At 63.2% G+C, this 20600-nt stretch carries 20 protein-coding genes; 12 read left to right on the forward strand and 8 right to left on the reverse strand.

The window, feature by feature from the left end; translation table 11 throughout:
• The first annotated feature begins 58 nt into the window (after positions 1 to 58).
• Complete coding sequence (gene mtgA / locus ACMGF8_RS02985) at positions 59 to 781, forward strand: monofunctional biosynthetic peptidoglycan transglycosylase (protein WP_102862089.1); 723 nt, start codon at positions 59 to 61, stop codon at positions 779 to 781.
• 97 nt (positions 782 to 878) lie between these two features.
• Here the strand turns inward: mtgA and rpoH are convergent, their stop codons facing one another.
• The 4 genes from rpoH to ftsY form a co-directional block, all read right to left on the reverse strand.
• On the reverse strand, positions 879 to 1733 hold the full coding sequence (rpoH, locus tag ACMGF8_RS02990; protein ID WP_016967616.1) for an RNA polymerase sigma factor RpoH: 855 nt from the start codon (positions 1731 to 1733) through the stop codon (positions 879 to 881).
• Between the two features lie 113 nt (positions 1734 to 1846).
• Complete coding sequence (gene ftsX, locus ACMGF8_RS02995; RefSeq protein ID WP_102862090.1) at positions 1847 to 2869, reverse strand: permease-like cell division protein FtsX; 1023 nt, start codon at positions 2867 to 2869, stop codon at positions 1847 to 1849.
• Positions 2866 to 3537, reverse strand: a complete 672-nt coding sequence (ftsE, locus tag ACMGF8_RS03000; protein ID WP_016967614.1) for a cell division ATP-binding protein FtsE — start codon at positions 3535 to 3537, stop codon at positions 2866 to 2868. Before ftsE ends, ftsX begins: the two co-directional genes overlap by 4 nt.
• Complete coding sequence (ftsY, locus tag ACMGF8_RS03005; protein WP_416758642.1) at positions 3534 to 5069, reverse strand: signal recognition particle-docking protein FtsY; 1536 nt, start codon at positions 5067 to 5069, stop codon at positions 3534 to 3536. Before ftsY ends, ftsE begins: the two co-directional genes overlap by 4 nt.
• 355 nt (positions 5070 to 5424) lie before the next feature.
• On the opposite strand from ftsY, the gene ACMGF8_RS03010 reads away from it, so the two are divergent.
• The 5 genes from ACMGF8_RS03010 (at position 5425) to ACMGF8_RS03030 (ending at position 10782) form a co-directional block, all read left to right on the forward strand.
• Positions 5425 to 6780 carry a M16 family metallopeptidase gene (locus ACMGF8_RS03010; protein WP_207166710.1) on the forward strand — a complete coding sequence of 452 codons (1356 nt, stop codon included), beginning with the start codon at positions 5425 to 5427 and terminating at the stop codon, positions 6778 to 6780.
• A complete protein-coding gene (locus tag ACMGF8_RS03015; protein ID WP_102862093.1) occupies positions 6773 to 8263 on the forward strand; it encodes a M16 family metallopeptidase in 1491 nt (496 codons plus the stop codon). Before ACMGF8_RS03010 ends, ACMGF8_RS03015 begins: the two co-directional genes overlap by 8 nt.
• Positions 8263 to 8883 carry a 16S rRNA (guanine(966)-N(2))-methyltransferase RsmD gene (gene rsmD / locus ACMGF8_RS03020; RefSeq protein WP_305949092.1) on the forward strand — a complete coding sequence of 207 codons (621 nt, stop codon included), beginning with the start codon at positions 8263 to 8265 and terminating at the stop codon, positions 8881 to 8883. The genes ACMGF8_RS03015 and rsmD overlap by 1 nt, the downstream gene beginning before the upstream one ends.
• 74 nt (positions 8884 to 8957) lie before the next feature.
• On the forward strand, positions 8958 to 9959 hold the full coding sequence (locus ACMGF8_RS03025) for a hydrolase (protein ID WP_416758645.1): 1002 nt from the start codon (positions 8958 to 8960) through the stop codon (positions 9957 to 9959).
• Positions 9952 to 10782 carry an AraC family transcriptional regulator gene (locus ACMGF8_RS03030; RefSeq protein ID WP_207166712.1) on the forward strand — a complete coding sequence of 277 codons (831 nt, stop codon included), beginning with the start codon at positions 9952 to 9954 and terminating at the stop codon, positions 10780 to 10782. Before ACMGF8_RS03025 ends, ACMGF8_RS03030 begins: the two co-directional genes overlap by 8 nt.
• A 102-nt stretch (positions 10783 to 10884) precedes the next feature.
• Here ACMGF8_RS03030 and ACMGF8_RS03035 read toward each other — a convergent pair whose 3' ends face one another.
• Positions 10885 to 11739 carry a sulfurtransferase gene (locus tag ACMGF8_RS03035; protein WP_102862097.1) on the reverse strand — a complete coding sequence of 285 codons (855 nt, stop codon included), beginning with the start codon at positions 11737 to 11739 and terminating at the stop codon, positions 10885 to 10887.
• A 33-nt stretch (positions 11740 to 11772) separates the two neighbouring features.
• Positions 11773 to 12444 (reverse strand): TetR/AcrR family transcriptional regulator, encoded by a 672-nt coding sequence (locus ACMGF8_RS03040; RefSeq protein ID WP_102862098.1) that lies wholly within the window; start codon positions 12442 to 12444, stop codon positions 11773 to 11775.
• A 145-nt stretch (positions 12445 to 12589) separates the two neighbouring features.
• On the opposite strand from ACMGF8_RS03040, the gene ACMGF8_RS03045 reads away from it, so the two are divergent.
• The 5 genes from ACMGF8_RS03045 to ACMGF8_RS03065 all read left to right on the forward strand — a co-directional run bounded on the left by ACMGF8_RS03045 (position 12590) and on the right by ACMGF8_RS03065 (position 17344).
• Entirely contained in the window at positions 12590 to 14020 is a 1431-nt protein-coding gene (locus tag ACMGF8_RS03045) for a coniferyl aldehyde dehydrogenase (protein ID WP_102862099.1), read from the forward strand.
• Between the two features lie 27 nt (positions 14021 to 14047).
• Positions 14048 to 14593: a twin-arginine translocation pathway signal protein gene (locus tag ACMGF8_RS03050; protein ID WP_102862100.1), complete on the forward strand. Its 546-nt coding sequence runs from the start codon at positions 14048 to 14050 to the stop codon at positions 14591 to 14593.
• Between the two features lie 175 nt (positions 14594 to 14768).
• On the forward strand, positions 14769 to 16364 hold the full coding sequence (locus ACMGF8_RS03055; RefSeq protein WP_102862101.1) for a GMC family oxidoreductase: 1596 nt from the start codon (positions 14769 to 14771) through the stop codon (positions 16362 to 16364).
• Positions 16365 to 16479: 115 nt separating this feature from the next.
• The gene (coaD, locus tag ACMGF8_RS03060; protein WP_003195136.1) at positions 16480 to 16959 is read left to right on the forward strand and encodes a pantetheine-phosphate adenylyltransferase; all 480 of its coding nucleotides are present in this window, start codon (positions 16480 to 16482) and stop codon (positions 16957 to 16959) included.
• 133 nt (positions 16960 to 17092) lie between these two features.
• Positions 17093 to 17344: a YfhL family 4Fe-4S dicluster ferredoxin gene (locus ACMGF8_RS03065; RefSeq protein WP_011064042.1), complete on the forward strand. Its 252-nt coding sequence runs from the start codon at positions 17093 to 17095 to the stop codon at positions 17342 to 17344.
• 84 nt (positions 17345 to 17428) lie between these two features.
• Here ACMGF8_RS03065 and mutM read toward each other — a convergent pair whose 3' ends face one another.
• Entirely contained in the window at positions 17429 to 18241 is an 813-nt protein-coding gene (gene mutM / locus ACMGF8_RS03070) for a bifunctional DNA-formamidopyrimidine glycosylase/DNA-(apurinic or apyrimidinic site) lyase (protein WP_416758650.1), read from the reverse strand.
• Positions 18242 to 18274: 33 nt separating this feature from the next.
• Complete coding sequence (locus ACMGF8_RS03075; protein ID WP_416760263.1) at positions 18275 to 19087, reverse strand: HDOD domain-containing protein; 813 nt, start codon at positions 19085 to 19087, stop codon at positions 18275 to 18277.
• A 214-nt stretch (positions 19088 to 19301) separates the two neighbouring features.
• Between ACMGF8_RS03075 and ACMGF8_RS03080 the strand changes: the two genes are divergently transcribed.
• Positions 19302 to 20498 carry a class I SAM-dependent rRNA methyltransferase gene (locus ACMGF8_RS03080; protein ID WP_102862104.1) on the forward strand — a complete coding sequence of 399 codons (1197 nt, stop codon included), beginning with the start codon at positions 19302 to 19304 and terminating at the stop codon, positions 20496 to 20498.
• Positions 20499 to 20600 lie beyond the last annotated feature (102 nt).

The raw sequence follows: 20600 nt of genomic DNA on the forward strand, positions 1-20600 counted from the left end.
ATTCAGCGCAAAGGGTCTGTATAATGGCGCGCTCAACGGGTTCGGCCAAGCCATCTCTATGCTGCGTTATCTGTTTCGTCGCCTTGTAAAAGCCTTGATGTGGTTCGTCGTCGGTAGCGTGCTGCTGGTGCTGCTGTTCCGTTTCGTGCCGCCGCCGGGCACCGCCCTGATGGTGGAGCGCAAGGTCGAATCCTGGATCGACAACGACCCCATCGACCTGCAACGCACCTGGAAGCCTTGGGATGAAATCTCCGACAACCTCAAGGTGGCGGTGATCGCCGGCGAGGATCAGAAATTCCCCGAGCACTGGGGCTTCGATATCGATGCAATCCAGGCAGCGTTGATCCACAACGAACGGGGCGGTTCGATCCGTGGTGCCAGCACCCTGAGTCAGCAAGTGTCGAAAAACCTGTTCCTCTGGTCCGGCCGCAGCTACTTGCGCAAGGGGCTGGAAGCCTGGTTCACCGCGCTGATCGAGGTGTTCTGGCCCAAGCAGCGGATTCTTGAGGTCTACCTCAACAGTGTCGAATGGGATGAAGGGGTGTTCGGGGCAGAAGCCGCGGCGCGCCATCACTTCGGCGTCAGCGCGGCCAACCTGTCACGCCAGCAAGCCAGCCTGCTGGCCGCTGTCCTGCCCAATCCAAGGGTGTGGAGCGCAGCGCGGCCCAGCACTTATGTGATGCAGCGGGCGGGCTGGGTTCGGCGGCAGATGAGCCAGTTGGGTGGGGCCGATTACCTGAATCGGTTGAATGAAGCCCGTAAAGCGCCGTGGGCGGGTTAGGTAAACCAGGCCTATTCGCCGACAAGCCACCCCTACAAAAGACGCGCAAACAAAAACGCCCCGATCATCTCGGGGCGTTTTGCATGACGCTTCAGGCTTAAGCGGCGATGGACAGCTTCAACTTGTTCATCGCGCTCTTTTCCAGCTGGCGGATACGCTCGGCCGAAACGTTGTACTTCTGCGCCAGGTCGTGCAGCGTGGCTTTCTCTTCGGCCAGCCAGCGCTGGTAGAGGATGTCACGGCTGCGCTCGTCCAGCACTTCCAGCGCTTCGTGCAGGTTGTGGGTGGAGTTGTCGCTCCAATCGGCATCTTCCAGTTGCAGCGCCGGGTCGTAGCGATGGTCTTCCAGGTAGTTGGCCGGCGATTGGAAGGCGCTGTCATCATCCGCTTCAGCAGCCGGATCGAAGGCCATGTCCTGGCCGGTCAGACGGCTTTCCATCTCGCGCACTTCACGGGGCTCAACGCCCAGGCTCTCCGCCACGCGATGCACTTCTTCATTGTTCAGCCAGGCCAGACGCTTCTTCTGGCTGCGCAGGTTGAAGAACAGCTTGCGCTGAGCCTTGGTGGTCGCGACTTTCACAATCCGCCAGTTACGCAGGATGAACTCGTGAATCTCCGCCTTGATCCAGTGCACCGCAAAGGACACCAGGCGCACACCCATTTCCGGGTTGAAGCGCTTCACGGCTTTCATCAGGCCAACGTTGCCTTCCTGGATCAGGTCAGCCTGGGCCAACCCGTAGCCGGAATAGCTACGGGCGATATGTACGACAAAACGCAGGTGGGCGAGCACCATCTGCCGAGCCGCCTCAAGATCCTGCTCATAGTAGAGACTCTCGGCCAGTTCACGCTCCTGCTCGGGCGTCAGCAATGGAATGCTGTTCACCGTGTGCACATAGGCCTCCAGGTTTGCGCCTGGAACCAATGCGTAAGCAGGTTGCAAAGAAGTGGTCATACGAAAAAACCTCCGACTCACATAACTCGTGCAGTTCAGCACTGCGAAAATTGACCGGAAACCGCGAAACAAGTTCCCAAATATTCTGAAAGGTCAATACAAGCAAAATGACATTACTTCGGTGCCAGCTCCCTCAGGTGGCGGGCCACCGCAATCCACGCACCGATATAACCCAACAGCACCGCACCAAGCAAGAGCGATAGACCATCAGCAACCGGCACCCCTGCCAGGGCAAAATCACTGCCATACAAGCCGGCCAAGCCGATCACCGCGTCGTTCAGCCAGTTCAGGCCAAACGCCAATACGCCCCAGGACAGAATCCCCGCACCGAAGCCATACAACGCGCCCATATAAAGGAAGGGACGGCGCACATAGCTGTCTGTGCCGCCGACGAGTTTAATCACTTCTATCTCTGTGCGGCGGTTTTCAATATGAAGACGAATGGTATTGCCTATCACCAAAAGTAATGCAGAAACCAGCAACACCGTCAGGCCGAAGACAAAACGGTCCCCCAGCTTGAGGATGGCCGCCAGCCGCTCGACCCATACCAGGTCCAACTGCGCCAGTTGCACCTTGGGCATTTCCGACAACCGCTGACGCAAGGCCTCCAGAGTCGCCTTGTCCACTTCGCTCGGCGTGACCAGCACTACGCCCGGCAGCGGATTGTGGGGCAGCTCGCGCAAAGCCTCACCCAGGCCGGACTGCTGCTGGAATTCTTCCAGCGCCTTTTCCTTACTGATGAACTCGGCATCCGCCACACCGGGCAGGCCCTTGATCTCTTCGCCAAGCTTCTCACCTTCGCTGGCTGAAGCCCCCAGATCCAGGTACAGCGAAATCTGCGCTGCCCGCTGCCAGGAACCGCCCAGGCGCTCGACGTTGCTGAGCAGCAACGACAGGCCCATGGGCAAGCTCAGGGCCACAGCCATCACCAGGCAGGTAAAGAAACTGCCGATGGGCTGCTTGCCCAGGCGCCGCAGGCTGTCCAGCAAGCTGGCGCGATGGCTTTCGATCCAGGCATGCAACAGGGTGGCGAAATCCGGACCGTCGTCCTCGTCGCGTTTTTTCTTCGGTGGCGGTGCTTCGGAGGCCTTGGGCGCTACGCGCTCCGCCACTTTAGGGGTACGTGTGGCACTCATACGCCGGCCTCCCCGTCGCCAATCAATCGGCCGCGCTGCAGGGTCAGCATGCGGTGACGCATGCGCGCGATCAGCGCCAGGTCGTGACTGGCGATCAGTACGCTGGTGCCCAGGCGGTTGATGTCTTCGAACACGCCCATGATTTCCGCCGCAAGACGCGGGTCGAGGTTACCGGTGGGCTCATCCGCCAGCAGCAAGGCTGGACGGTGGACGATGGCTCGAGCAATACCTACGCGCTGTTGCTGACCGGTGGACAGATCACCTGGGTAAAGATCGGTTTTGTCCGACAAGGCCACGCGCTCCAGGGCCGAATCCACGCGCTTGGCGATTTCCGCCTTGGACAGACCGAGGATCTGCAACGGCAGAGCGACGTTGTTGAACACCGTGCGATCGAACAGTAACTGGTGATTCTGGAACACCACGCCAATCTGCCGCCGCAGGAAAGGGATCTGTGCATTGCTGATCTGACCCAGGTCCTGACCCGCCAGCAGCAATTTGCCGGAGGTAGGGCGTTCCATGGCCAGCAGCAGGCGCAGCAAGGTGCTTTTGCCGGCGCCGGAATGGCCGGTGACAAACAGGAATTCGCCACGACGGACGCGAAAGCTCAGCTCATGCAGGCCAACGTGGCCATTGGGATAGCGCTTACCGACCTGTTCGAAACGAATCATGAACGCTCCCGCTCGGCAAACAGTGCCTGGACAAAGGGTTCTGCTTCAAAAGTACGCAAGTCATCGATGCCTTCACCGACCCCGATATAACGGATCGGCAGACCGAATTGCTTGGCCAGGGCGAAGATCACCCCGCCTTTGGCCGTGCCATCGAGTTTGGTCAGGGCCAGGCCGGTCAATTCCACGGTCTGGTTGAACTGTTTGGCCTGGTTGATGGCGTTCTGGCCGGTACCGGCGTCCAGCACCAGCAGCACCTCGTGCGGCGCATCGGCGTCGAGCTTGCCGATCACCCGGCGGACCTTCTTCAGCTCTTCCATCAGGTTGTCTTTGGTGTGCAGGCGCCCCGCCGTGTCGGCGATCAGCACATCGATACCACGAGCCTTGGCCGCCTGCACGGCGTCGAAGATCACCGAAGCGGAATCGGCTCCGGTGTGCTGGGCGATGACCGGGATCTTGTTGCGCTCGCCCCAGACTTGCAGTTGCTCCACCGCCGCGGCGCGGAAGGTGTCGCCGGCCGCCAGCATGACTTTCTTGCCTTCCAGCTGCAGTTTCTTCGCCAGCTTGCCGATGGTGGTGGTCTTGCCGGCGCCGTTGACGCCCACCACCAGGATCACGAAGGGTTTGTTCTGGGCGACGATTTTCAGCGGCTGCTCCACCGGCTTGAGCATGCTGGTGAGTTCGGCCTGCAACGAGGCGTACAGCGCATCGGAGTCGGTGAGTTGCTTGCGCGCCACCTTCTGGGTCAGGTTCTGGATGATCACCGAAGTCGCTTCGACCCCGACGTCGGCGGTCAGCAGACGGGTTTCCAGGTCTTCCAGCAACTCGTCATCGATGGCCTTCTTGCCCAGGAACAGGCTGGCCATGCCTTCGCCAATGCTGGCGCTGGTCTTGGACAGGCCCTGCTTCAAGCGGGCGAAGAAACCGACCTTGTTCTCTTCAACAGGACGGACCGGCTCGACCACGGGCTCGGGCTCCGCCACCTGGGCAACCGGCTCGGCAACAGGAGCAGGAGCAGGAGCAGGAGCAGGAGCAGGAGCAGGAGCAGGAGCAGGAGCAACAGGCTCCGGCGCGACGAATACCGGCGCTACCGGCGTTTGCACTTCGAGCACCGGAGCCGGGGTGACAACCGGCGCTTCGACCACCGGTTCAGATGCTGGGGTCAGGGCTGGAATCGGCGGAGTGACGTGCTCCGCCTGAGCGTCCTCCACCAGGGCCACCGGCTCTTCCGCTACCGGTAGAGTCAGCCAGGGCTTGTGCTCCGGGCTCGGAGTCAGGGGCAACTCGGGCGCAACGGCCGCTACCGGCTCGGCCTCGCCCCGGGGTTGCAGCACCGGCTCGCCGGTCGACAGCACAACCGGCTCACTCGGGGCAACGCCGGGAGCGGTTTCAATAACTGGAGCCGGCACCGGCTCGACAGGCACTTGCGGCTGTTCGACGACGGGTTCCTGCGGCTTTTTGCGCAGCCATCCGAACAGGCCTTTCTTCTCGCCAGCCGCGGCTGGGGTCTTTTTGTCGTCGTTGGAACCAAACATGGAGACGGCTATCTCAAGGTAGCGATGCGCCAGTGGGCGCTTCGGTAAATAAATATTCGATGCAGAACAGACTGTGTTTCATCCAGCTTGTTCACGCGCAACATGTTGTCGAAATGCCCAAAAGCACTTCAAGGATCGATTTTACTTAAGGACTGGAACGGCAAAATCGGCGAAAAGTCGAAGTTTAGCTGACAAATCAAGGCTTTTTGCCGGTAACTCATACAACCTGCTCAAGCACACTCTGATTCGTGCAAGCCTGATAGGCGTGGCCGCCAGTAAAACGGATCAGTATCCTAGCACCTCCTCGCCCGCACAGGCTAAGACCAAGCGGGCAGCCCAACAGGTTTAAAAACGAATGAATGCTCTAGCCCGCCGCGCTGCAGGCCTGCTGCTCAGCACAGTTTGTCTGCCCCTTGCAGCCCTGGCTGCCGACCCGCAACCCACCCACGAATTCACCCTCGACAACGGCCTCAAAGTGGTGGTCCGCGAAGACCATCGCGCACCGGTAGTGGTGTCGCAGGTCTGGTACAAGGTCGGCTCCAGCTACGAAACCCCGGGTCAGACCGGTTTGTCCCACGCCCTGGAACACATGATGTTCAAGGGCAGCGAGAAGGTCGGCCCGGGTGAAGCGTCCCTGATCCTGCGGGATCTTGGCGCCGAAGAGAACGCCTTCACCAGCGACGACTTCACCGCTTATTACCAGGTCCTGGCCCGCGACCGCCTGGGCGTGGCCCTGGAGCTGGAAGCCGACCGCATGGCCAGCCTGCGCCTGCCGGCCGACGAGTTCGCCCGCGAGATCGAAGTGATCAAGGAAGAGCGCCGCCTGCGCACCGACGACAAGCCGCTGTCCAAGGCCTACGAGCGCTTCAAGGCCATGGCCTACCCCGCCAGCGGCTACCACACGCCGACCATCGGCTGGATGGCCGACCTGAACCGGATGAAGGTCGAGGAACTGCGCCACTGGTACCAATCCTGGTACGCGCCGAACAACGCCACCCTGGTGGTGGTGGGCGATGTCACCCCGGATGAGGTCAAGGCTCTGGCCCAACGCTATTTCGGCGCCATCCCCAAGCGCGACGTGCCACCGACGAAGATCCCCCTGGAGCTGGCCGAACCCGGCGAGCGCCTGATCACCCTGCATGTGAAGACCCAACTGCCGAGTCTGATGCTGGCCTTCAACGTGCCCAGCATCGCCACAGCTGAAGACAAGCGTTCGGTCAACGCCCTGCGCCTGGCCGCGGCCCTGCTGGACGGCGGCTACAGCGCGCGCATTCCGACCCAGCTGGAGCGCGGCGAAGAGTTGCTGTCCAACGGCTCCACCAGCTATGACGCCTACACCCGAGGCGACAGCCTGTTCATGCTCTCGGCCACCCCCAACAGCCAGAAGAAGAAAACCATCGCCCAGGCCGAAGCCGGGCTGTGGCGCCTGCTGGACCAACTGAAAACCACCCCGCCGTCGGCCGCAGAGTTGGAGCGGGTCCGGGCACAAGTGATTGCCGGGCTGGTCTACGAGCGTGACTCGATCACCAGCCAGGCCAGCGCCATCGGCCAGCTGGAAACCGTCGGCCTGTCCTGGAAGCTGATGGACACCGAGCTGGCGGAACTGCAAAGCGTGACCCCGGAAGACATCCAGAAAGCCGCCCGCACCTATTTCACCCGGGAGCGTATGAGCGTGGCCCATGTACTGCCTGAGGAGTCCGCTCATGAGTAAGCGCAAGAATGCTTCACCGGTCCTGCTGGGCCTGGCCCTGGTCGCCCTGCTCACCGCCGGTGGCCTGTACCTGTCGCGCTCCGGCGAGAGCAATGCCAGCCAGGCCCTGGACAACGCCAAGAGCAGCCAGAAGCTGCAATCTCTGGCCGAGCTGGATGGCAAGGCCCCCAGCCATCGCAACCTCAATGTGCAGACCTGGAACACTGCCGAAGGCGCCAAGGTGCTGTTCGTCGAAGCCCGCGAGCTGCCGATGTTCGACATGCGCCTGATCTTCGCCGCCGGCAGCAGCCAGGACGGCAACACTTCCGGCCTGGCCCTGCTGACCAACGCCATGCTCAACGAAGGCGTGCCCGGCAAGGATGTGGGCGCCATCGCCCAGGGCTTTGAAAGCCTGGGCGCGGATATCGGCAACGGTGCCTACAAGGACATGGCCGTGGTCTCGCTGCGCAGCCTCAGCGCTGTGGATAAACGCGAACCGGCGCTTGAGCTGTTTGCCGAAGTGGTGGGCAAGCCGACCTTCCCTGCCGACTCCCTGGCGCGGATCAAGAACCAGTTGCTAGCCGGCTTCGAGTACCAGAAGCAGAACCCCGGCAAGCTGGCCAGCCTGGAGCTGATGCAGCGCCTGTACGGCAGCCATCCCTATGCGCATGCCAGCGAAGGCAATGCCAAGAGCGTTCCGACTATCACCCAGGCGCAACTGCAGGCCTTCCACGCCAAGGCCTATACCGCCGGCAACGTGGTGATCGCTCTGGTCGGCGATCTGTCCCGCAGCGACGCCGAGGCAATTGCCGCGCAAGTCTCCGCCGCCCTGCCCAAAGGCCCGGCCCTGGCGAAGGTCGAGCAACCCACTGAACCCAAGGCCAGCATCGGCCACATCGAATTCCCGTCGAGCCAGACCAACCTGCTGCTGGCACAACTGGGGATCGACCGTGACGATCCGGATTACGCCGCCGTGTCCCTGGGCAACCAGATCCTCGGCGGTGGCGGCTTCGGCACCCGGCTGATGAGTGAAGTGCGCGAGAAACGCGGCCTGACCTACGGCGTGTACTCGGGCTTCACCCCGATGCAGGCCCGCGGGCCGTTCATGATCAACCTGCAGACCCGCGCAGAAATGAGCGAAGGCACCCTGAAACTGGTGCAGGACGTGTTCGCCGATTACCTGAAAAACGGCCCGACCCAGAAGGAACTGGATGACGCCAAGCGCGAACTGGCCGGCAGCTTCCCGCTGTCCACCGCCAGCAACGCCGATATCGTCGGCCAGCTGGGCGCCATGGGCTTCTACAACCTGCCGTTGAGCTACCTGGAAGACTTCATGCGTCAATCCCAGGCACTGACGGTGGAACAGGTCAAGGCCGCCATGAACAAACACCTCGGCGTCGACAAGATGGTCATCGTCAGCGCCGGCCCCACCGTCGCGCAGAAGCCGTTGCCGCCCCCCACTGACAAACCCGCCGAGCAGCCGCTCGGGGTTCCGGAGCACTGATGGCCCGTCCAGCCCGTCCCAGCAAGAAGCCCGTCCACAACCAGCACAATGGCGTGGGCCAGCTGCGCATCATCGGCGGCGAATGGCGCAGCCGTAAGCTGAGCTTCCCCGATCTGCCGGGGCTGCGCCCGACCCCGGACCGGGTGCGCGAAACCCTGTTCAACTGGCTGGCCCCCTATGTGGCCGGGGCCAAGGTCATCGACCTGTTCGCCGGCAGCGGGGCGGTGTTCCTTGAAGCCCTGTCCCGCGGCGCCGCCTCGGGGCTGGCCCTGGACAGCAGCAACGTAGCGGTCTCCAGCCTGCGCGAGCACCTGGGAACGCTGCGTTGCTCTGTGGGCCAGGCGCAGACCGCTGACGCCCTGCGCTACCTGGAAACCCAGCCGGCCACGCCGTTCGACCTGGCGTTTCTGGACCCGCCGTTCAACCAGAACCTGCTGCCCGCCGCCTGCGCCCTGCTGGAGGAACGCGGCTGGTTGGCGGACGACGCCTGGATCTACACCGAAAGCGAAACCGCGCCATCGACCCTGGGTCTGCCCGGCAGTTGGCGCCTGCACCGTGAACAAAAATCCGGGCAGGTGTATTACTCCTTGTGGCAACGTATGGCAGACAGCGCCGCGTAGAACCTGTTTACGCTCGGCCGGAACAAGCTGCGCAGCCCACCCGGGCTGCGCAGCGCCGCATCGAGACTCACCCCGTGCCCAACTCGCCTGATCGTTTCATCCCCGCCTTCGGCCTTGGCAACCCGCACCTGCAGACGCTGTGGGGTCCGCTGTGGCGCCCGACCACCCACCTTGAGCGCCAGCGCGAACGTCTGTGGCTGGATGACGGCGACTTTCTCGATCTTGACTGGCACGGCCCCCATAGCGCCGAGGCCCCGCTGGTGCTGGTGCTGCATGGGCTGACCGGTTCTTCCAATTCACCTTATGTGGCCGGCCTGCAACAGGCCCTCGCCGCCCGAGGCTGGGCCAGCGCAGCGCTGAACTGGCGCGGCTGCTCCGGCGAACCCAACCTGCTGCCCCGCAGCTACCACTCCGGCGCCAGCGAAGACCTGGCTTCGGCCATTGCCCATCTGCGGGCCAAGCGCCCCCAGGCACCGCTGTTCGCGGTGGGCTACTCCCTGGGAGGCAATGTACTGCTCAAGTACCTGGGGGAAAGCGGCAGCGCCAGTCCGCTGCAAGGGGCTACGGCGGTGTCGGTGCCGTTTCGCCTGGACCAGTGCGCCGACCGCATTGGCCAGGGGTTCTCCAAGGTCTATCAGGCCCACTTCATGCGCGAGATGCTGGCCTACATCAAGGACAAGCAACGCCAGTTCCAGCACGACGGCCGCCATGAAGGCCTGGCGACCCTGGCGCAACTGGGCCCGCTGACCAAGATGCGCACCTTCTGGGACTTCGATGGCCGGGTCACCGCGCCGCTGCATGGCTTTGCCGATGCCCAGGACTACTACCGCCGCGCTTCCAGCCGCTATTACCTCGGGGAAATCCGTACCCCGACCCTGATCATCCAGGCCGCGGACGATCCCTTTGTGTTCCCCCATAGCCTGCCCGAGGCCGGCGAACTGTCCGCCAGTACCCAGTTCGAACTGCAGGCCAAGGGCGGCCACGTAGGCTTTGTCGGAGGCAGCCTGAAACACCCGAGCTACTACCTGGAACAACGCATCCCGCAATGGCTGACCGGCCTGGACCGCCATGGATAAGCCCGCCCGGGAGTCGATCCGCTTCTGGCAGACCGCGCCCCTGGCCGGGGTCGAGTTGCTGGCCGCGCGTTATATCGAACAGCGCTTCGTGCCCCATGTGCACGAGGGTTATGTGATCGGCATGATCATGGCTGGCGCTCAGCGTTACCGCTACCGCGGGGCCGAACACCTGGCGGGCAGCGGCACCCTGGTGCTGATCAACCCGGACGAATTGCACACCGGGGCCAAGGGTGTTGAAGACGGCTGGCTGTATCGGGCCTTTTACCCGGACAACCGGCAGATTCTCGGCTTGCTGGATGAACTGGAACTGCCCAGCGGCAGCCTGCCGGCCTTTGGCGCCACCCTGTATCGAGACCCGGATCTGGTGCAGGGTTTTGCCCGCCTGCACCACCTGCTGGAAAGCCCGGCCACCGCCCTGCAACAACAGACCCAGTGGCGGGAAATGCTGCTGATGCTGTTGCAGCGCCACGCCGGCGTCCGGGCACTGGGTGAACCTGGGCAGGAACACCGGGCGATTGTCCAAGCCAAGGAACTGCTGCGCTCGCAACTGGCCGCGCCGCCGTCATTGGAAGAGTTGGCGGCGGCGGTAAACCTGTCGCCGTTTCATTTCGCCCGGGTGTTTCGCCGGACCACCGGGATTGCACCCCATACCTGGTTGATGCAACAGCGCATCGCCAAAGCCCGGGCCTTGTTGCGTGATGGCTGCCTGCCGCTGGCAGTGGCGACACAGTTGGGATTTGCCGACCAAAGCCATCTGAGCCGGCAGTTCAAGCAGGTGTATGGGGTGACGCCGGCGGCTTATCGCAGCGCCGCTCTGAAGTAGGGCGGCGCGGCTTTCGCGAGCAAGCTCGCTCCTACAGGTTCGCGGGGGCCTGCGGGCCGCAGGAGCTGGCTTGCCAGCGAAGAGGCCGACGGGGGCAGCCCGTCAATCGCCGGTGGCGACAGGCCGCTGGGCATCGGTGATCCATTCGCTCCACGAACCGGCATACAGGCGCCCCAGCGGGTAGCCGGCCAGGCACAAGGCGAACAGGTTGTGGCAAGCGGTGACGCCAGAGCCGCAGTAAGCCACCAACTGCTCCGGGGAGCGTCCGGCGAGCTTTTGCGCGAATCGCTGCTTGAGTCGGTCGGCCGCAAGGAAGCGCCCGTCCTCGCCCAGGTTGTCGGTGAATGCCGCGCATTGGGCACCGGGAATATGCCCGGCCACCGGATCGATCGGCTCCACCTCACCACGAAAACGCGGCAGGCCACGGGCATCCAGCAGGGTCAGGTCCGCCTGGCCCAGGCGCTGGCGCAAGTGCTCGGCATCCAGTAGCAGACTGTGGTCGGGCTGGCCGGCGAACCGGCCCGGCACGGTTTGCGGTGCATCCAGGCTCAGGGGCAGGCCCGCGGCGTGCCAGGCTTTGAGGCCGCCATCGAGAATGAACACGCCATCACGCTTGCCCAACCAGGCCAGCAACCACCAGGCGCGGGCAGCGTAGGCACCGGGGCCGTCGTCATAGAGCACGATCTCGCTGTCGTTATCGATGCCCCAGGCCTGCAGGCGGGCCACCAGTTGCGCCGGTTCCGGCAACGGATGCCGGCCGGTCACGCCCTTGATCACCGGCGCGCTCAGATCCCGGTTCAGATCGGCGAAATGGGCCCCGGCGATATGCCCGTCGGCGTAACTGCGCTGGCCGTAATCCGGGTCTTCCAGAGCAAAGCGACAATCCAGAATCACCAGGCCGGGCTGTTGTTTTTTCTGGTCCAGGGCAAGCGGGCTGATCAACTGCGCGAGGGGCATAGCGGGCTCCTGTGAGTAAGTCGGAGATTGATCCTACTGCACTTCTTCCAGGGCTTGGGCCAGCGGCACGTAAAACTCTTCGAACAGGCCGTTGACCGCTTCCCGGGCCTGCTCGGTGACAAAACCGGCTTCCAGCACCAGCACCTGATAGACGCCGCGCTTGATGGCTTCCTCGCTCAGGTGGGTGGAGTTCTCCCGGGTGGTGCACAGAAAACGCACCCAGGAGGTGAGGATGATCCAGGCATTGAGGGTCAGGGATTCGATCTGCACCTTGTCCATGGCGACGATCCCGGCCTCGACGAAACGTCCGTAGATGGCCATGCCCTGGATCAGGCAGCGCTGGGAGAAGCGCCGGTAGCGAGCCGCCAGTTCGGCGTCGCTGTCCAGCAGGTGCTCCAGGTCGCGGTGCAGGAAGCGGTAGCGCCACATGGCCGCCAGCAGCGCCTGCAGGTAATAGCGCTTGTCTTCGACGGTAACCGCACGCCCGGGGGGCGGGCGCAGGAAGCTGTCCACCAGACTCTCGTACTCGGCGAACAACACGGCGATGATCGCCTGCTTGTTGGGGAAGTGGTAGTACAGGTTGCCCGGAGAAATCTCCATGTGCGCAGCAATATGGTTGGTACTGACGTTGCGCTCGCCCTGTTGGTTAAACAGCTCAAGACTGAACTGAACGATGCGCTCGCGGGTTTTTATACGTGGGGCCATGGGCGTGGGCTTTAATCAGAAGGCTGGGGTGCATCTTACGTTCTATCCCCCTGTGGATAAATCGCGACCGGCACCGGATGGCATTTGACAATTTAGAGCATAAGCTCTAAAAAACTAGCCACCCTATAAAAACCGGAGCCCGTCCATGTCTGCCGAAATCGCTTACCTGCAGGATTCCCTTCAGCAACAGGACGAGCTGCATGCGCTGTTCGAAGCCCAGCGCCGGGCCTTCGCCGCCAATCCCATGCCACCGGCCGCACAACGCCAACAATGGCTCAAATCACTGCAGAACCTGCTCGACACCGAACGCCAGGCGCTGATCGATGCCATCAGCCAGGACTTCAGCAACCGCAGCGCCGATGAAACCCTGCTGGCCGAGCTGATGCCCAGCCTGCATGGCATTCACTACGCCAGCAAGCACCTGAAAAAATGGATGAAGCCGTCTCGTCGCGCCGTCGGCCTGGCCTTCCAGCCAGCCTCGGCCAAGGTGGTTTATCAGCCGCTGGGGGTGGTGGGCGTCATCGTGCCGTGGAACTACCCGCTGTACCTGTGCATGGGCCCGTTGGTGGGGGCCCTGGCCGCCGGCAACCGAGTGATGCTCAAGCTCAGTGAATCCACCCCGGCCACCGGCCAGTTGCTCAAACAGTTGCTGGCCCGGGTGTTCCCCGAGGATCTGGTGTGCGTGGTGCTGGGCGAAGCCGAAGTGGGCATGGCGTTCTCCAAGCTGCGTTTCGATCATCTGCTGTTCACCGGCGCCACCAGCATCGGCAAGCACGTGATGCGCGCCGCCGCGGAAAACCTGACCCCGGTGACCCTGGAGCTGGGCGGCAAGTCCCCGGCCATCGTGTCCCACACCGTGCCCCTCAAGGACGCCGCCGAACGTATCGCCTTCGGCAAGACCCTGAACGCCGGGCAGACCTGCGTCGCCCCGGACTACGTGCTGGTGCCGGAAGAACGCATCGGTGCCTTTGTCGAAGCCTATCGCCAGGTGGTGCGTGGTTTCTTCCCGACCCTGGCGGACAACCCCGACTACACCGCGATCATCAACCAGCGCCAGCTGACCCGGCTCAACGGCTACCTGAGCGACGCCACCAGCAAGGGCGCGCTGTTGGTGCCGCTGTTCGAACAGAGCCAGGAGCGGCGCCTGGGCCATAGCCTGCTCTTGAATGTCACCGACGACATGACCGTGATGCAGGACGAGATCTTCGGTCCGATCCTGCCCATCGTGCCCTACAAGACCCTGGACCAGGCCCTCGCCTATATCACCCAGCGTCCGCGCCCCCTGGCCCTGTACTACTTCGGCTACGACAAGTCCGAACAGCAGCGGGTGCTCAACGAAACCCACTCCGGCGGCGTGTGCCTCAACGACACCCTGCTGCATGTGGCCCAGGATGACCTGCCGTTTGGTGGTGTCGGCCCTTCCGGCATGGGCCACTACCACGGGCATGAAGGCTTCCTGACCTTCAGCAAGGCCAAGGGAGTGTTCATCAAGCAGCGCTTCAACGCGGCGCGCCTGATCTACCCGCCTTATGGAAAATCGATCCAGAAACTCATCCAGAAGCTGTTCATTCGTTAACCAGTACATCGCCGGGTAATAACAACAATGACCCCTAGCCTGTCTGAAACACCCGCGCTGTCACGGCGCGGATTGCTGAAAATCAGCCTTTGCGCCAGCGCCTTCCTGGCCACCGCAGGACTGGGCGCGAGCCTCAGCGGTTGCTCTGCCAGCACGCCCGCCAGCGGCTTCGCCATGCTGCGCAGCAATGACCTGCCGTTTTTGCGGGCGCTGATCCCGGTGATGCTTGAAGGCGCCGTGGCGGCGGACAAGATGCCCGCCGCCATCGACGGCACCCTGGCCAACCTGGACAACGCCCTCAATCACCTATCGCCGGAAATGTTCAAGCTCACCCAGCAGTTGTTCGATGTGCTGGGCATGGCGGTCACCCGCGGCCCGCTGACGGGGATCTGGGGCAGTTGGGAAAACGCCAGCGCCGAGGCCATCCGCAACTTCCTCAGCCGCTGGGAAAACAGCTTCCTGGCCCTGCTGCGCATGGGCCATGCCTCGTTGCTGCAACTGGTGATGATGGCCTGGTACACCCGCCCTGAGTCCTGGGCCCATTGCGGTTATCCCGGGCCACCGAAGGTCTGACCGGCCTTTGTAGTCGCTGCCACAGGCTGCGCACGAGCGCTTAGGTTCGTGGGGCGATGGGGCAGCGGCTGGGGATCGTCAAGCAAGGCCCTACGGGCCTTTTCGCAGCTTCGCAGGCTCAGCAGCGGCTACAGTGGATCCGCGCCGAGCCTTCAATAATAAGAGAGCGTCCGATATGCCTGTACCTGATCTGTTCCGCGAAGGCCTGAACCGTGGCTGGAAAACCTACAACGGCTCGCAGCTGGAGCAGGACCTGACCCTGGAAGCCGATGTCGCCATCATCGGCAGCGGCGCCGGTGGCGGCACCACCGCCGAAATCCTCAGCGCCGCCGGCTACAAGGTGCTGCTGATCGAGGAAGGCCCGCTCAAGACCAGCGACGACTTCAAGATGCTGGAGGACCAGGCCTACACCAGCCTCTATCAGGAAGGCATCGGGCGCATGAGCAAGGACGGCGCCATCACCATCCTCCAGGGCCGCGCCGTGGGCGGCACCACCCTGATCAACTGGACATCGAGCTTCCGCACTCCCGACCCGACCCTGGAACACTGGGCCAGGGAACACGGGGTGGTGGGCCACAGCTCGGCGGAGATGGCGCCCTGGTTCGAGAAAATGGAGCAGCGCCTGGGGGTGGCGCCCTGGGTCATGCCGCCCAACGCCAACAACGACGTGATCCGCAAGGGCTGCGAAGCCCTGGGCTACAGCTGGCACGTGATTCCGCGCAACGTCCGTGGCTGCTGGAACCTGGGCTATTGCGGCCTGGGCTGCCCCACCAATGCCAAGCAATCGATGCTGGTGACCACCATTCCGGCAACCCTGGAGAAAGGCGGTGAGCTGCTGTACCTGGCCCGGGCCGAACGCCTGTTGATCAAGGATGACAAGGTCAGCGGCCTGCAATGCCAGGCCATGGACGCCCGCTGCGTCGCCCCCACCGGGCGCACCATCACGGTCAAGGCCAGGCACTACGTGCTGGCTGGTGGCGGCATCAACAGCCCCGCCCTGCTGCTGCGCTCCGATGCCCCGGACCCGCATTCGCGCCTGGGCAAACGCACCTTCCTGCACCTGGTGAACTTCTCCGCCGGCCAGTTCGACGAGGTGATCAACCCGTTCTACGGCGCGCCGCAATCGATCTACTCCGACCATTTCCAGTGGCAGGACGGCACCACCGGCAAGATGTCCTACAAACTTGAAGTGCCACCCCTGCAACCGGCCCTGGCCAGCACCCTGCTAGGTGGTTTCGGGCCGCAGAGCGGGTTGTCCATGGAGCAACTGCCCCACACCCACGCCATGCTGGCCCTGCTGCGGGACGGCTTCCACCCCGACAGCACCGGCGGCAACGTCGAGCTGCGCGGTGACGGCACCCCGGTGCTCGACTATCAGGTCTCGCCCTACGCCTGGGACGGCCTGCGCCGGGCCTTCCACAGCATGGCGGAGATCCAGTTCGCCGGCGGCGCCAAGGCGGTCAAGCCGCTGCACAGCGACGCCCGCTTCGCCAAGACCCTGAATGAAGTCCGCACCCAGATCGACGGCCTGGACCTGACGCTGTACCGCACCCGCCTGGGCAGCGCCCACGTGATGGGTGGCTGCGCCATGGGCGAAGACCCGAAAAACGCCGTGGCCGACAGCCTCGGGCGCCACCATCAACTGCGCAATCTGTCGATCCACGACGGCTCGCTGTTTCCCACCAGCATCGGTGCCAACCCGCAGCTGTCGGTCTACGGCCTGACCGCGCAATTGGCCACGGCCCTGGCGGAGCGCTTGAAAACGGCGTGAAAAAGCGGGGTATTTTCGTCGTCTATAGTGCTTTCTTCCCTAAAAGGCGACTTGGCCGACCGGGAAGGCTGCGATACCATCCGACTCCCCAACGGATTCCCGCCAGGACGACGCGATGAACCGAGTGTTGTACCCAGGTACCTTCGACCCTATTACCAAGGGCCACGGCGATCTGGTCGAGCGCGCCTCCCGGCTGTTCGACCACGTGATCATCGCCGTTGCCGCCAGCCCCAAGAAAAACCCGCTGTTCCCCCTGGAACAACGCGTGGAACTGGCGCAAGAGGTGACCAAGCACCTGCCCAACGTTGAAGTCGTCGGCTTCTCCACCCTGCTGGCGCACTTTGCCAAGGAGCAGAACGCCAATGTCTTTCTGCGGGGCCTGCGAGCAGTTTCGGACTTTGAATACGAGTTCCAACTGGCCAACATGAACCGCCAACTGGCGCCGGACGTGGAAAGCCTGTTCCTGACGCCGTCGGAGCGCTACTCGTTCATTTCCTCGACGCTGGTTCGTGAAATTGCTGCCCTGGGTGGCGATATCACCAAGTTCGTCCATCCGGCCGTCGCCGATGCACTGACCCTGCGCTTCAAGAAATAAGCCGTGCGGCCCCGCAGAGGGCCCTTGCCAGGCGTCAGCCATCGCGCCCGCGTGCACTGCGGGCGTCAATACGGCACAATTGCGCGCATTCGTTTTTACATGCCCGGGCCTGCCGCCCAGGCCGGAGTCCCCCATGTCCCTGATCATCACCGACGATTGCATCAACTGCGACGTCTGCGAACCCGAGTGCCCCAACGCGGCCATCTCCCAAGGCGAGGAGATCTACGTCATCGATCCGAACCTGTGCACCCAGTGCGTCGGCCACTACGACGAGCCGCAATGCCAACAGGTATGCCCGGTGGATTGCATTCCGCTGGACGAGGCGCGTCCGGAAACCGAAGAAGAGTTGATGGCCAAGTACCGGAAGATCACCGGCAAGGCTTGAGGAATTCAGCGGCCCTTCAGGGCATTTTCGCCGGCAATCCTGCTCCTACGGCGTTCGTAGGAGCCGGCTTGCCGGCGCAGCTTCTCAGCGCTGGCAACGTGGGCAATAGACGCTGGCCCGCTGGCCCAGCTTGATCTCCCGCAGCCCCGTGCCGCAGACCTTGCAGTGCTCCCCGCCACGTCCGTAGACGAACAGCTCCTGCTGGAAGTACCCAGGCTGGCCGTCGCCGCCGATAAAATCGCGCAAGGTGGTGCCGCCCCGCTCGATGGCCGCCGCCAGGATGCGCTTGATCTCGATCGCCAGTTGCAGATAGCGGGCCCGGGAAATGCCCTTGGCTTCACGACGTGGATCGATGCCTGCGGCGAACAGTGCCTCGTTCGCATAGATATTGCCCACCCCCACTACCACCGCGTTGTCCATGATGAACGGTTTGACCGCCATGGAGCGTCCCCGGGATAACTGGAACAGGCGCTCACCATCGAACAGGTCGGTCAGCGGCTCCGGCCCCAGGCGCGCCAGCAGCTCGTGGTTCAGCGGGTCCAGGCTCCAGAGCATGGCGCCAAACCGGCGCGGGTCGGTGTAGCGCAGGGCCAGGCCCGACTCCAGTTCGATATCCACATGTTCGTGCTTGGCCGCCGGCAGGCCGATTTCCACCAGGCGCAGATTGCCCGACATGCCCAGATGACTGATGAGGGTGCCGACCTCGGCATTGATCAGCAGGTACTTGGCCCGACGATCCACCTGGACGATGCGCTGCCCGGACAGGCGCACATCCAGATCCTCGGGGATCGGCCAGCGCAAACGCCGGTCACGGACGATGACCCGACTGACCTTCTGGCCTTCCAGGTGCGGTGCGATCCCGCGCCGGGTGGTTTCGACTTCAGGTAATTCAGGCATGTCCGCCCCTGGCACTCATTGCGAAATGAACGATCAGTGTGCGCCCAGCTCGCGCACGGTTTCCTTGAGGTTCTCGAAGTCGTAATCCGACAGACCGACGTAGTCGAGAATCAGATGGCCAATGCTGTTCCACTCGTGATCTTCCACCTGGTTGCCCAGCACCCGGTAGGACGCGCAGATATGCTCGGCCATTTTCAGGATCGCCAGCAGGTTCTTCAGCTGGCTGTTGCGCGAGGACTCGTCGCTGAAGATCGCCAGGGCGTTGTGGTGATTGGCGATGGCATTGGTCACATGCTCCGGCAAGCGCCAGGACTTGGCGGTGTAGTACCCCACCACCGCGTGGTTGGTGTTGAAGGCATGGTTTTCCGTGTCCACCACCCGCTGCTCCGGCCCGGCACTGCCATAGGCTTCTTCCAGCACGCTCATGTAGTCGGGGAAACGCTTGAGCATCAGCGGCACGCCGCAGTCGTGGAACAGCCCCAGGGCATAGGCTTCATCCACCGCCTGGGAGCCGGTGCGCTTGGCCAGGGTCAGGCAGGTCATGGCCACATCCTGGGCGGTGTCCCAGAAGCGGTTGAGGGTGACGATGGTTTCATCGCTCATCTCGCCCTTGATCGACTGCGCGTTGATCAGGTTGATGATCGAGCGGCTGCCCAAGAGATTCACCGCGCGCTGGATCGAGGCGATCTTGTTGCTGAGGCCGTAATACGGCGAATTGACGATCTTCAGCAGCGCGCCGGACAGGCCCGGGTCCTGGGATATCAGCTTGGCAATCACTTCCAGGTCGGGGTCGGGCATGTACTGCTCCATCTGCAAATCCACCATGATTTGCGGTTGAGGCGGCACGCTGATGCCTTGCAGGGCCTGCTGAATCTGTTCGGCTGATAGCTCTTGGGACATAAGTACACACTCTGGCTGAGGCGGCGATTCTAACCTCTAACGAGCCAATGTTGGGCGAACGGACAGGAACTTTACCCTGCGCCTTTAGCCGCAGGTCCATTGGCCGTCGCTGAAGTTGCGCAGCAAGGTATAATCGCGCCCTTTTTTCCGGAGCGACGTCATGTCCCTGCCAAGCCTGCGCCTCAAAGCCAACGCCGATCGCCGCCTGCGCGCCGGCCACCTGTGGGTCTACAGCAACGAAATCGATGTAGCCGCCACCCCTCTGCACGGCTTCAAGGCAGGCGACCAGGCGGTACTGGAAGCCGCCGGCGGCAAGCCCCTGGGCGTCGTCGCCATGAGCCCGAACAACCTGATCTGCGCCCGCCTGCTGTCCCGGGACGCCAAGCTGGCCCTGGACAAGTCGCTGCTGGTGCACCGCCTGAACGTGGCCCTGTCCCTGCGCGAGCGCCTGTTCGACAAGCCGTTCTACCGCCTGGTCTACGGCGACTCCGACCTGCTGCCGGGCCTGGTGGTCGACCGTTTTGGCGACATCCTGGTGGTACAGATCGCCTCGGCGACCATGGAAACCCACAAGGACGACGTGATTGCCGCCCTGACCCAGGTGCTCAAGCCCAGCGGCATCCTGTTCAAGAACGATTCCGCCGCCCGTGACGCCGAAGGCCTGAACCGCTACGTCGAAACCGTGTTCGGCCTGGTGCCGGAGTGGGTTGCCCTGGAAGAGAACGGCGTCAAGTTCGAAGCCCCGGTGATCCAGGGCCAGAAAACCGGCTGGTTCTACGACCACCGCATGAACCGCGCCCGCCTGGCGCCGTACGCCAAGGGCAAGCGCGTGCTGGACCTGTACAGCTACATCGGCGGCTGGGGTGTGCAAGCCGCGGCGTTCGGCGCCAGTGAAGTGTTCTGCGTCGATGCCTCGGCCTTCGCCCTCGATGGCGTGGAGCGCAACGCCGCGCTGAACGGTTTCGCCGAAAAAATGACCTGCATCGAAGGCGACGTCTTCGAAGCCCTGAAAGAACTGAAAGCCAGTGAAGAGCGCTTCGACGTGATCGTTGCCGACCCACCCGCCTTCATCAAGCGCAAGAAAGACCTGAAGAACGGCGAAGGCGCCTACCGCCGCCTGAACGAGCAAGCCATGCGCCTGCTCAACAAGGACGGCATCCTGGTCAGCGCCTCGTGCTCAATGCACCTGCCCGAGGACGACCTGCAGAACATTCTGCTGACCAGTGCCCGTCACCTGGACCGCAATATCCAACTGCTGGAACGCGGCGGCCAGGGCCCGGATCATCCGGTGCACCCAGCCATCCCGGAAACCCGCTACATCAAGAGCATCACCTGCCGCCTGCTGCCTAACAGCTGAGCCCGGGCCGACGGCCATTCCTGCCCAGCGCGGGAATGGCCACCGCCCTCGATTGACTTTGCACGACCATGGTTCGATTCTCGGCACCTTCTCAAGGACCGA

Origin of the sequence: Pseudomonas sp. BNK-7 (genome assembly GCF_048072025.1) — a bacterium.
Taxonomy (GTDB): Bacteria; Pseudomonadota; Gammaproteobacteria; order Pseudomonadales; family Pseudomonadaceae; genus Aquipseudomonas; species Aquipseudomonas danubii.